Source organism: Bizionia sp. M204 (genome assembly GCF_023205095.1).
GTDB lineage: Bacteria > Bacteroidota > Bacteroidia > Flavobacteriales > Flavobacteriaceae > Algorimicrobium > Algorimicrobium hallyeonense.
Genome location: NZ_CP046242.1, coordinates 975,919 through 989,041 on the forward strand (window position 1 = coordinate 975,919; position 13,123 = coordinate 989,041).

Below are 13,123 nucleotides of genomic sequence, written 5' to 3' on the forward strand. Positions count from 1 at the left end.
TTAATTAGCTTTAATTTCAGCCCCTAAAGGCAATTGTTGATTTACTCTATGATATAGCCAAATGGAAACAAAAAGCACATCGTATTTCTCAAAAAAGTTATGAGCTACCATTAAATATCCAATGATTGCAACGGCCAAATAGGTGTATTCCTGATGTACGCGAAAAAACCGGAGGCTACGGATGGCTATTGCCAAGTAAATAATAATAATTAGTAAGAATGCTAAAATACCGGCTTCACCTAATACCATGAGGAACGTATTGTGAACACCATATTCCACTGAAACTAAACTGGATTCGCCTCTCATGGATTTATATCCCGCACCTGTAACGATATTGTTGGTTATTAGATCCGAGAAAAAGGACCAAGTTTCATTTCTGGAACCTTCGGTTATAGTTTGTGTTTCTACGTTTTCGCTATCTCCAAATAAACTGTGTAAAGCTGAAAATCGTGCTTTATTTAGTTGAAGGGCAGAAGAAGCGGCAAAAATTATAACCAAAGCCACGGCACCAACTACGAAGGTTTGGATGTTTTTTTTATTGGCAAAAACGGATATCACATTTATAATTACTAAAAACATAATAAAGGATCTTGACAGCGTGAAAATTCCACATAGTATTAGCACAAATTGTGCTAATAATTTAAGTTTATAATTGGGAATGATATAGGTTAAGGCAAAAGCAAACAAACAGATGAAGCCAGCTTTATTAGGGTTAAGGTAAAAACCTCCATATCTACCAAAAACATCAGGAAATACTAAAGCATTTACCGCAATACTTAATGCGCCAATTACAAGAAACATAAGTAATTCTTTATCTGTTGTGTCTTTAGTAATTTCATTCACGCACACAATAAAAATAAAATAACGAATAGCTTCTTTAATAAACAATTCGGTAACACCTGTGTATTGGAGTCCTGAAAATGTAAAAAAACAAATCCCTAAAACAATAAAGGGCCAGAGAGGTTTCGATTTTTTTGCAAAAAAGAAATATATAATTACAGAAACCGTTAATAACAAATTGGTAATAGAACCCATACCAGCACCAAGATATTCCAAACTAAATGTAGGGACGTTTAGGAGGATTAGAATTAGCGCTACGTATTTTAATAGTTTCATGAATTTGCTTTACTGTATAAAGATTTCCTTTTGCTTGTTTGTATAATTATAGAAAACAAATATTTTTAAAATTTGAATGATGGTCGTACAAAGTGCAATGCCAATTAAACCAATCCAATTCATTAAAATAAAATCTAATATAATATTTAATAGCATGCTTCCTAACGAGACATAAGCCATAAATGCATTTTTATTTATGCTAGTAAGAAATTTCACAAATAAATTACCACAGATTATAAATGGAACTCCTATTAAATATATAATTTGAATTTCAGAAACAATAGCAGTGTCATCAGCGGTGAAATTATCTCTTTCAAATAGGAGCGCTATAATTTCTGTTGAAAATATGCTAGCAACAACCATGACACTCATAATAACTATAAAAATCCATTTATTTAGCAGATAAAGTGTTTTAAAAGATTTTTCAGGATCGTCAATTGTCAATTTTGAAAAGTAGGGAAGTAGTACATTCCCTAAAGCAATGATAAATATGGTTGTAAAAAACGCAGGTATTTTCATTCCGTAACTCAAAGCGGTTATTGAGCCTACAACCAGTTGCGCAGCAAAATATAAATCCGTAACAGGAATTAACCCTGTTAAAAATCCTGATGAAACTTTTGCCGGCACTTGTTTAAACATTAAGATAGCATTGGAGCTTTTAAAATCTGGTAGGGCAAATTTTAATATCCGCTTTTGCAATGCAATAAGTGTCAGAAATATTAATTGCAACACGCTCCCAATTAACATACCAATTGCTAGAACGCCAGCTCCTAATTCTTCACGATAAAAAACAACGCAAACAATCATAGCAAGAGATGTTATAATTGGGTAGAGAGATGAATATGTAAATTCACCATATATATTGAGTAATCCACTAAGTAAAGAAGTTAGTCCCCAAATAAGAATACAGGGTAATAAATAATGGAATTGTAGAATAATTAATTCGTAATAACTAGACGTATGTCCAGCGAAAAAGAGTTCTAAAAGAACATCAGTAAATAAATAGGCAATTCCCATAAATACTAATGAAGTCAGTATGGTTACCATAAAGCTCGTAGACTGAAACGCGCCAATATTTTTATTGTTTTTTTCTTCTGCTATATAATTAGGGATGAAGACCGAGTTGAAAGCACTTAAGAACACCTCATTAATAAATCCAGGAAGTAATAAGGCTATTAAAAAGGTGTCTAGTATTTCCGACAGTCCAAATTCACCGGCTATTATAACTTCCTTGTAAAAACCAAAAAACTTAACCAATATCGTAATGGCTCCCACAATAATAATATTGATAGCAGTCGGGTTGTTTTTTACCTTATAAAACAAGGTTTTGATTAGGTTTGTTATTTTCACAAAAACTAGGTGTTTTTTAATAGTTTTTTAAGTGGCCATCCTAAAACAAATAGGATTTTCAAAAGTTTTGAGTTTATAGCATTTGTATATGATTTCAAACTGAAGTCTAAAAAAATGGCAGCTCTTAAAAGTGTCAAAATTCGTTTTATAAATAGCATGGGATATTTCATGAAATAATCTGAATAAAACCAGTTTAAAATACATAAGGAATAGATAGCCATACCAAACGCATCATTTTTATGATTCTGAATAGAAATGGCATTTTCCGTATCTAGATAGTAAATACGTAAAATATGATTCACATATTTGGTTTTAAATCCCTGATTAGCAATTAATTCCCAAATAATGCCTTCTGGAATATAACCTTTGGCGAAAATAGCTTCATTAATATGAATACCTTTTAAAACATCTGTTTTTGTAAAACCCCATTTTTCAGTGGCTTCTAAATGTTCGCGTTGAGACATAAACGAATTACTATAATAGGGTTGCTTTTCAAAAGCTTTACCAACTAAATTTCCGTTTTGATCTTCGCATAAACAGGTAACACCACTTATTCTCGGTTTTAAATCGTCTGGAATTTCTTCGTATTCTTTATTTAATAATTCTAAAGCTACTGGAACACAAGCATCATCAGAATCGAATGGTAATATAAATTCACCTTGCGCTAATTGGATGGCCTGAAAAAAGCAGGCCATTTTATGTTTGTTTTTAACGTTATTAACATAATTAACTGGAAATGTTGCTGTCTGGATAAGGGTTTCAATAGTCTCATGCGAGTTATCAGTAGAGCCATCATTAATTATTACCAGTTCAAAATCTTTGAATGTTTGATTTTCTAATGATTCAAATACACGTTGTAACGTATTTGCTCGGTTATAAACAGGTGTAAATATGGTAAAGCGATATTTGTAATTGCCTTTAGGTTGTTCGGAGTAGGATGGCAGTAGTGTTTGTAAATTCATATTAACCTTGTAATGCTTCCGTTATTAAATGTTTCCATTGTTCCGAAATATGTTTTGTTTCAAATTTTGTAGTGCTTGCTTTAGCAGAAGCTCCAAATCGTTCTCCTAATTCAGGTTGCGCTATTAATATCTCTAATTTGCGTTTTAGCATGTTTTTATCGCCTACAGGAATCAAAAATCCATTTTCGCCGTCATCAATAACTTCGTTAGGTCCTGAAGGACAATTAGTGGAAATGCAAGGTAAGCCAAAAGCCATAGCTTCTATTAATGCGTTTGGAAAACCTTCAAAATTAGATGTGAAAGCAAAAATTCGTGCTTTATTGTAATAGTCATGGACATTGTCTACGCTACCGACTAATTCTACAGAATTCTCCAAATTTAAGTCATTAATGAGAGCTTGCAATTCAGAACGTAACTCACCTTCACCTACAATTTGAATTTTCCAATTATCTATTTCCATTTCTGAAAATGCTTCAATAAGTAAGCGTTGATTTTTAACAAGATCGAGTCTGCCAACGCTTAAAATTATGTTTTCTTTTTGTTTGGATTCATCCCTGAATGCTATTAAGCTGTCTGCCAACGGGTTTTTGATAATGGCCAATTTTTCTGGATTTAAAAATTTGGAGAAGTAGGATTTAATCCCAGCCGTTTGAACTATCAGTTTTGTGCTATAGGGATATGTTTTTTTTCTAATTTTTATCCAAAAATTAGTTAATGGGTCATAATCCGGATGCGTGCGTTCACTAATTAAACATGGGATTCGTGCAAATTTGCTAGCAATTATGGTGTAAATATTTGTTGTGGTCATAAAACCTATAGCCACTGAAATCTGTTCCTTTTTTAAAATGCGATATAAACTACCAATCATATAAACGTTGTTGGTAAGCGAATCGATAAAGCGCATATTTTTATTGTAGGATTCTTTGCAAGAAATGTGCTTAATACGACTATCCAACTCATAAAACGGCATGACATTATACAAAGTGATTATTGTTACTTGATAATCCGCAACAAAGGAATTTGCAAGTGTGCTTAAAACACGTTCGGCACCACCTGAAGTTAAACTCGTTATTACAAAGGCTATTTTCGGTTTGTTTGTAACCGAAAATTGACCTTCAGAATGAAGATTGGACATATATATTTATTAATAGCGCAATAAAAGTATATATTTTTTTAGTCTTTATCTTCCTGTAGGACATTAATTAGATTAACGACCGATTTTAGATATGAATAACAATATTTGAGGTATTGCCCAATTATTTCAGTTTGTTGATAACATGTTGATATCTAGTAACAAAGAAAAACATCCAAATCTCTTTAACAAACGTATATTTGTCGTCATTCCATTTCTTGCCAGAACAATCTACCCGAAATTTTATCGACAAAAAGTACAAAAAATACTACAAAATGCATTTTGAGTAGTGTAATTCTGACAAAAATATTGTATTTCATCGAATATTTAGGAAGAAATTGTTTTGGTTATAAGTTGAATACATAGTTTTACGCAGATTAATAGCAAATCGCCTCAAATGAAGAAAAAGATTAGAGGGAAATTTCTTTTAAAAGGAATCTCCATAAGCATGTTACTTTTATTTTTTACCCCAAATAAAATAACTGGTCAGTCTTATCCTGACCAAGTTCAATTACCAAATGTTAACTACGAAACGTATCAGCAACCCGGAACATCACTTCCTGGTTATTTAGAAACGTTTACGGAATCACTCTCCGGGAGTTCGGTAACAAGAATCACGGATAGAAATGTATTTAATGTTTCAGGACAACGATTAAGGCATAATTACAGTCGTGATCAAACTTGGAACAGCGATGAAACATTAATAAAAATGGCGGGTTATCCAGCAGCAATATTAGATGCTGAAACTTATGAGTTTTTGTATTGGAGTGATATTCCTAGTTATGGCCGATGGAGTCACACACAACCAAATATTATGTACGGAACAGATGGTAATACATTTGTTTCTCATGATGTGAATAGCAACCAAAGAACTGTTTTACATCGTTTTTCAAATTATACCTCTGTCGATTTTGGTTTTGGAGAAGGCAATCAAGATAAATTTGACAGATATGTTGGCCTTATTGGTAAGAATGGCAATAATAGTACTCTTATAGTATATGATATTCAGAATAACGTGGTTACTGGTACAAAAGATATTGGTACAAATGGAAATGAATTAGATTGGTTTTCCGTATCCCAATTAGGTGGCTTTGCTGTTGCCCAATATAAGGACAACGGAACAGGTCCTACCGCTGGAATTAAATCTTATAATATTAATATGACTAATGAACAGCATATTTATCACAATACGGAACATGGAGATTTAGGTGTAGATGCATATGGAAATGAGGTTATTGTTGAATATGGTGGTGAAAGTGAATGGAATGCTAATTATAGTCTATATATGGCACGATTAGATGGTCAAGGTGTTACCAAGCTTTTTCCGTATATTAATGGAAAAGGTATTTGGGGTGGTCATATTTCTACTCAAAACGTAGACAGACCAGGTTGGGCTTATATTAGTGAACAATGTTGCCCAACTAATCCGGTGGCACCTGCGGAAATTTTCGCTATTAAGTTAGATGGTTCTGGAACCATTGAACGTTATGGAAAACACAATGCTGCACCTTCGTCGTATTTACACGAAACACAAGTAGTGCCAAATAGAAATGGGACTAAAATGATTTTTGCCAGTAATTGGAATGATTCAGCCGTTATGAGCCAAAGTGGTTCCCCATCTTTTGTTTTGGAGTATCCACAAGTATCACAAGGGATGACTGTAAATGCCGGAAATGATGTTTCTGTTTGTGAAGGTCAATCTACAAATTTAACGGCTTATGGAACGGGCGGAACTAATTTTACTTGGAGTACAGGTGAAACAACTCAAAACATAGAAGTAACCCCAAGCCAAACAACAACCTATACGGTAACATTAACAGATAATTCTGGGAATAGCGTTACAGATGAGGTCGTGGTAACGGTAAATTCAATTCCGGTTGCAAACGCTGGAGAGGATGTTACTATAAATGAAGGCGAATCTGTAACCTTAACGGCTACAGGTGGCGACACATTTTTGTGGAATACCACTGAAACGTCTGCAAGTATTACAGTTAGTCCAACTGTAACAACAACCTATACAGTACAGGTAATAAGGCAGGGATGTTCATCAGAAGATACGGTTGTCGTATCAGTGACACCAACTCCCATAACAGCCGATGCTGGTGACGATACAACGATTTGCGAAGGCGCAAGTGTCACTTTAACGGCATCGGGAGGATCAGATTATGAGTGGAGTACAGGTGAAACTTCACAAAGCATAACGGTTAATCCAACAACAACTACAAACTATACAGTAACGGTTTCAAACGGTCAGACATCCGCGTCTGATTCAGTTTTGGTAACCGTAAATCCTTTACCAACAGCACATGCTGGTTCAGATATAACAATTACGGAAGGCGAGAGTACCATACTAACAGCAACAGGAGGAACATCTTATTTATGGAATACCGGCGAAACCACATCTAGTATATCAGTGAGTCCTCTGCAAACAACAACATATTCAGTTCAGGTTACTGAAAATAATTGTTCTAGTGAAGCAATTGTAATCGTTGTCGTTGAAGGTTCAAGTCCAACCGTTACAGCGGATGCAGGTGAAGATGTTACAATTTGCGAAAACGCTTCAACCACATTAACCGCTTCTGGTGGATCTTCCTATGAATGGAGTACCGGAGAAACAACTCAAAGCATTGAGGTTAACCCGACAACAACCACAACGTATACGGTTTTAGTATCTGATGGTAACACTTCAGATTCAGACTCTGTAGTTGTAACCGTAAACGCATTACCTAACGCAAGTGCAGGGTATGACGTAACTATTACAGAAGGCGAAAGCATTACACTTAATGCTTCGGGAGGAACTTCTTATTTATGGAATACAGGTGATACATCTCAAAACTTAACTGTTTCGCCTACGGAAACGACAACTTATTCCGTAACAGTAACCGAGAACAATTGCTCCAATCAAGATAGCGTAACCGTATTTGTAAATCCGGAAGAACCTGTCGTGGAGGCAAATGCTGGTGATGATGTTACCATTTGTGAAAACGCGTCAACCACATTAACCGCATCAGGTGGTTCAATATACGAATGGAGCACAGGTGAGACCACACAAAGTATTACCGTTAACCCATTAACTACTACAACATACACAGTACATGTGTCCGAAGGAAATGTTACGGATTCAGATACAGTGGTGGTTACAGTTAGCCCATTACCAAATGTTGTAACTAGTGATGATCCAACTATTGAGTTTGGACAATATACTACCTTATCCGCTTCTGGTGGAACCGACTATTTGTGGAGCACAGGCGAAACCACGCCACAAATTTCTGTTAGTCCAACCTATACATCAATTTACACTGTAACGGTTTCAAACAATGGCTGCGCTAGAACTGAAAATGTTCAAGTAAATGTTGTTGATTTAGTGAATGCCGATGCTGGAGACGATGTTGAAATTTGTGCTGATGGCGACCAAAACACAAGCGCAACATTACGCGCAACTGGTGGCTTGTATTATGAATGGAGTACTGGGGAAACAACGCAAAGTATTACTGTTAGCCCAGAAGAAACAACGGAATATGAAGTAATGGTTTCCAACGGGTTTAACTATGAAACAGATCGCGTAAATGTTATTGTAAATCAATGTTTATCTGCAGGAGAACCTGAAATAGTAAATACTGATATGTTGGTGTTTCCAAACCCCGCAACTAGTGAAATAAATGTGAAAGTTTCAGGATTTGACAATGATACTAAAATTTATATTTATGATATGTTAGGTCGTTTAATTCAAACCAATTCCATTGGAACCACGTCACATGGCGCAATTACCAAGAAAATTAATGTTTCTAATTTACCTAGAGGAATGGTATTGGTGACCTTAAACCAAAATGGAGTAGTTCATACTAAAAAAATTGTACTGAATTAAACAGTCCATTTAGGCTACATAAAGTGGCTGTCTGAAAAGTGAGTATGCTTTGTCAAACGAAGCGGAGTAGAAGTTTTAGTGTTTTAAATAACCGGACTATTTCCACTACGCATAAGGTGACATTTAGAACTGCAAATTACTTTTTAGATAGCCATTTTTTTTATTTCCATAACACTTCGATAATGGTAGCAATGCTATCGCAGTTTTCAATTTTCAAATCTAAATTAGCGTCTTTTGTTCGGCTTTCTAAAAAGTAAATACCACAGGGCTCTCTTCTTGTGTCGCTTTTAGAAAACTGGACGTCGCCAAATTTAATTACGGATCTGATAGTTGTACTATCAATAGATCTCGCTTGTAGTTCTTTTTCCGCTTCCGGACTTATGTGTAATGTTTTGGAGTTAATATTCTTTAAAACGCGTGCTTCCGGACCGTAATCACAGGACGCTTTTTTACCATTTAAAAAAAAGGCTAGTAACACTAAACCAATTGAGAATCCACCTAGGTAATACCCAATACGTTGAATTAATTTCACAGTTAATATTTTGAATTTTAAAATAAAATCGACTAAAATATCAATAAATTAATATCGCTATGTTTTAAGTCGAACCATTCGCCAACAGATTTGTTGGTTAAAATGCCGTGGTAAAAATACAACCCATTTTTTAAACCCTTATCAAAACGTAAAGAATTTTCTAAACCGCCATCTTCGGCAATTTTTAACAGGTAAGGTGTACAGATATTACTAATAGAAATAGAAGCTGAGCGTGAGTAGCGTGCTGGAATATTAGGTACACAGTAATGGGTAACGCCATGTTTAATAAATGTAGGTTGTTTATGAGATGTAACTTCGCTGGTTTCAAAACAACCTCCCATGTCAATACTAACGTCTATAACCACCGAGCCATTTTTCATATTGGAAACCATTGAGTCGCTTACAATAATGGGTGCTCGGTTTTTTCCACGAACGGCTCCAATAACCACATCGCAACGTTTTAATGCTTTCGATAGGTTTTTTGGTTGTAATGTTGAGGTGAAAATTGTACGACCTAAATTAGTCTGAATACAGCGTAATTTGGTTATGGAATTGTCAAAAACTTTTACATTGGCACCAAGTCCAATGGCGCTTCTTGCAGCAAATTCACCAACGGTTCCTGCACCTAAAATTACGACTTCAATAGGAGGAACACCGCTTATGTTACCAAATAATAAACCGTTACCATTATTTACATTGCTTAAAAGCTCTGATGCTATTAATACAGAAGCTGTTCCGGCAATTTCACTTAAACTTCTCACGGCAGGGTAGGCGCCGTCTTCATCCCGAATAAACTCGAAAGCTAATGCTGTAATGCGTTTACTGGCAAGGGCTTCAAAGTATTTTTTATGTTGGGTTTTGAGTTGTAATGCTGAAATAAGAATGGTTTGCGGATTAATCAGTTTTATTTGATCAAGTGTAGGTGGTTCCACTTTTAAAATCATGGGACATGCATAAACTTTGGCAGTATCTTTCGTGATTTCCGCACCAGCTTCGCTGTAATCCTTGTCACTAAAATTAGCGCCCTTTCCTGCGCCAGCTTCCATAAGTATCCGGTGGCCATTACTGGTTAAAGCCGAAACAGCGTCAGGTGTTAAACAAACCCGTTTTTCTTGAAATGCGGTTTCTTTAGGGATACCTATAAATAACTCACCTTTTTTCTTGTAAACCTCTAGGGTTTCTTCCTGTGGGAGTAATTGTTGTTTTGTAAAAGGGGATAAGGCTTTGGACATAATTTGACAGCATATTATTGATACCTCAAATTACGAATTAATTTTTGAAAGAATGATGTGTTTTTTAAAAATACTGCTTAATCTTACCCCAAAGTGATGTTGGTTTCAGCATAAATTCATCTTCCAGTTCTTGTAATGATTTATTGGCTGTATTCAATTTGTCAAACATTTTTGCACGTATCAAATAAATGGATGGTACTACAATTGCTATTAAAGGGATCAAATATAGCATCTGATTACTGTCAACGTAGCTAATATCATCATTTATAACAGTAAATATTTGAAATATAAACATCGAAATTGGAATAATCAGCACGTGATACCACCAATGTCTGCAAGTGAAAAACCATATGAGAATGAGTAGTAGGGGAATTATCTTGCCAGTTAAAGTCCAAGCAACTGTAAGTACACTACCGTAATGTGTGCTATCATATGTGAATAAAAAAGTGTCCCAAACCTTTTGGTCTGGAACACTTTCGTATAAATAAAATAAATAGGGTGTTGATGCAATAAATACAGCAATAAATGTACCTAGTACAACACTTCTATTATCCGTGCGTTGGAACCACGATTTTTCTTTTTTCAATTTTTGTTGTTTGTTGGTCATTTAAATCAATTATGTGGGCTGCTTGAGCTGTAAATAACATTCCACCAAAAATTGCAATTGCTAATAAATACTTTTTTGTTCTCATAATATTAAGGGATTTAATTAATTAATAATCCAAATGTATATGAGTAGTATGATTCAAAATAGCTCGAAATGTTAAAATTATGTTAAAATTAACGTTTTTTCAAATTTCGATTACGGTTTTCCCGTAAAATGCCTCAGTTTGAGAATTATGTCATTTTGTCAGTCTCTTAAAATTACCTTATTTAAGCGTTAATTGTCTTTTTTCAGTTCCAAGATGCTCTATTGAAATGATATGAAAATCATCTGATAGAAGCTCTTTTATAATCTCTGGCCATTCTATAAATAACCAATTATTACTTTCTAAATAATCTTCGATTCCAAAATCATAAGCCTCTTCCATGGAATTTAATCGGTATAAATCAAAATGATAGATATCCGAATTAGAAGTATGATAGGTGTTCACTAAAGAAAACGTCGGGCTGCTTACATCATCTGAACTTCCTAGTTTTTTTACTAAAGCTTTAATTAAAGTTGTTTTTCCTGTACCCATGGCACCATCAAATAAAATAACTTTGTGCTTTACAGCTTTTATAATAGCTTGAGCCACACTATCTAGACTTTCTAAATTATAATCTACAATCAAAGTATTATATATTAAAGCACAATTATAAGAATTAAAAATCACAAAAACTAATAAAAAGTGTATTTCATCGGATTTTTATGTATTTCAAGGATGATTTTATTTGGGGTCCAATACTATAAACGGTATAATCATTTCTTCTAATGATACGCCTCCATGCTGATAGGTATTCCTGTAATAACTTACATAGTGATTGTAATTATTTGGATAGGCAAAAAACAAATCGTTTTTAGCAAATATAAAGGAGCTGCTCATGGTTAAGGCTGGTAAATGAATAGATTTCGGGTCTTTTGCTACCAAAACGTCTTTATCTTCATAGGTTAAACTTCTTCCAGTTTTGTAACGTAAATTTAAAGACGTGTCCTTGTCGCCAACCACTTTAGACGGATTTTTAACATTTATAGTGCCATGATCTGTAGTTAGGATTAATTTAAACCCAAGTTGCTGGGCTTGCTGAATCATTTCTAATAACGGTGAATTTTTAAACCAACTTTGTGTTAATGAGCGATACGCTTTATCATTAGATGCTAATTCTTTTACCACATCCATTTCTGTTTTGGAGTGCGATAGCATATCTACAAAATTGTAAACTACTACAGTTAAGTCGTTATCTTTTAATGATTTAAAGTTGTCTACTAATTGTTTGCCATTTTTTAAATTGGTTATTTTAAAATACTTGGTAGATAAGTTCTGTAAGCCTAATCGTTTCAATTGAGCTTCTAAAAACGCTTCTTCATGTAAATTTTTACCGCCTTCATCCGTATCGTTTTTCCATAAATCAGGATGCATTTTTTCCATGTCGGAAGGCATTAACCCTGAAAAAATAGCATTTCTAGCATATTGTGTGGCTGTTGGTAGAATGCTAAAAAAAGCTTCTTCTTTTTGCTTTTTATAATAGTTGCTTACCACAGGTTCAAAAGCTTTCCACTGATCGTAACGTAAATTATCAATTACAACCAATAGCGTAGGTTGTTCTTTGCTAATTTCTGGTGTCACTTTATCTTTAAATAAATTATGAGACATTGTTGGTGCATCCGTATTGGGTTCAAACCACTTTGGATAATTTTTATCAATAAACTTCCCAAACTGCGTGTTGGCTTCCGATTTTTGAGATTCTAAAATTTCAAACATCCCAGAATCTTCAATATCTTCTAGTTGCATTTCCCAATAAATTAGTTTTTGGTATAAGGAAACCCATTCTTGATAGCTGTTAACCATTGATAAATCCATAGCTATTTTGCGAAACTCCTGTTGGTAATTAGAGGTGGTTTTTTCTGAAACTAATCGTGAGTGATCTAAATTTTTCTTTAAACTCAATAAAATCTGGTTTGGATTTACTGGCTTTATCAAATAATCAGCTATTTTATTTCCAATAGCTTCTTCCATAATATATTCTTCTTCACTCTTGGTAATCATTACAACAGGAAGTGTGTCGCGCTTTTCTTTAATTTCATTTAAGGTTTCTAAACCAGTTAATCCTGGCATGTTTTCATCTAGGAAAACAATATCAAAATTTTTATCTTCCAAAACTTCCAAAGCTTCAGTTCCACTTTTACAGGTGGTAACTTTATAGTTTTTTTGTTCTAAAAAGATGATATGTGGTTTTAATAAATCAATTTCATCGTCAACCCAAAGAATATTTATATGGTTCATGTATATTTGT

The 13,123-nt window shown here is 34.3% G+C and carries 11 protein-coding genes; 1 reads left to right on the top strand and 10 read right to left on the bottom strand.

Going from position 1 to position 13,123, the window contains the following annotated elements:
- From GMA17_RS04365 to GMA17_RS04380, 4 genes are read right to left on the bottom strand one after another with little or no spacing between them, the layout of a single operon-like run.
- A complete protein-coding gene (locus tag GMA17_RS04365; RefSeq protein ID WP_248399501.1) occupies positions 1-1,116 on the bottom strand; it encodes an O-antigen ligase family protein in 1,116 nt (371 codons plus the stop codon).
- 9 nt (positions 1,117-1,125) lie between these two features.
- Positions 1,126-2,466 carry a murein biosynthesis integral membrane protein MurJ gene (gene murJ / locus GMA17_RS04370; protein WP_248399503.1) on the bottom strand — a complete coding sequence of 447 codons (1,341 nt, stop codon included), beginning with the start codon at positions 2,464-2,466 and terminating at the stop codon, positions 1,126-1,128.
- Between the two features lie 5 nt (positions 2,467-2,471).
- Positions 2,472-3,428 carry a glycosyltransferase family 2 protein gene (locus tag GMA17_RS04375; protein ID WP_248399505.1) on the bottom strand — a complete coding sequence of 319 codons (957 nt, stop codon included), beginning with the start codon at positions 3,426-3,428 and terminating at the stop codon, positions 2,472-2,474.
- A 1-nt stretch (position 3,429) separates the two neighbouring features.
- Positions 3,430-4,563, bottom strand: a complete 1,134-nt coding sequence (locus GMA17_RS04380) for a glycosyltransferase family 4 protein (protein ID WP_248399507.1) — start codon at positions 4,561-4,563, stop codon at positions 3,430-3,432.
- A 394-nt stretch (positions 4,564-4,957) separates the two neighbouring features.
- Here GMA17_RS04380 and GMA17_RS04385 point away from each other — a divergent pair, with 394 nt between their 5' ends.
- Complete coding sequence (locus GMA17_RS04385; RefSeq protein WP_248399509.1) at positions 4,958-8,425, top strand: T9SS type A sorting domain-containing protein; 3,468 nt, start codon at positions 4,958-4,960, stop codon at positions 8,423-8,425.
- A gap of 160 nt (positions 8,426-8,585) precedes the next feature.
- On the opposite strand, the gene GMA17_RS04390 is transcribed toward GMA17_RS04385, so the two are convergent.
- The 6 genes from GMA17_RS04390 to GMA17_RS04415 form a co-directional block, all read right to left on the bottom strand.
- Positions 8,586-8,957, bottom strand: coding sequence for a DUF4258 domain-containing protein (locus tag GMA17_RS04390; RefSeq protein WP_248399511.1), 372 nt, complete (start codon positions 8,955-8,957; stop codon positions 8,586-8,588).
- A 32-nt stretch (positions 8,958-8,989) separates the two neighbouring features.
- On the bottom strand, positions 8,990-10,189 hold the full coding sequence (locus GMA17_RS04395; RefSeq protein ID WP_248399513.1) for an alanine dehydrogenase: 1,200 nt from the start codon (positions 10,187-10,189) through the stop codon (positions 8,990-8,992).
- Positions 10,190-10,253: 64 nt separating this feature from the next.
- Positions 10,254-10,775, bottom strand: coding sequence for a hypothetical protein (locus tag GMA17_RS04400; protein ID WP_248399515.1), 522 nt, complete (start codon positions 10,773-10,775; stop codon positions 10,254-10,256).
- Positions 10,738-10,881: a hypothetical protein gene (locus GMA17_RS04405; RefSeq protein WP_248399517.1), complete on the bottom strand. Its 144-nt coding sequence runs from the start codon at positions 10,879-10,881 to the stop codon at positions 10,738-10,740. Before GMA17_RS04405 ends, GMA17_RS04400 begins: the two co-directional genes overlap by 38 nt.
- A 177-nt stretch (positions 10,882-11,058) precedes the next feature.
- Positions 11,059-11,463 (bottom strand): tRNA (adenosine(37)-N6)-threonylcarbamoyltransferase complex ATPase subunit type 1 TsaE, encoded by a 405-nt coding sequence (gene tsaE, locus GMA17_RS04410; protein ID WP_248399519.1) that lies wholly within the window; start codon positions 11,461-11,463, stop codon positions 11,059-11,061.
- 96 nt (positions 11,464-11,559) lie between these two features.
- Complete coding sequence (locus GMA17_RS04415; protein ID WP_248399523.1) at positions 11,560-13,113, bottom strand: bifunctional response regulator/alkaline phosphatase family protein; 1,554 nt, start codon at positions 13,111-13,113, stop codon at positions 11,560-11,562.
- Positions 13,114-13,123 lie beyond the last annotated feature (10 nt).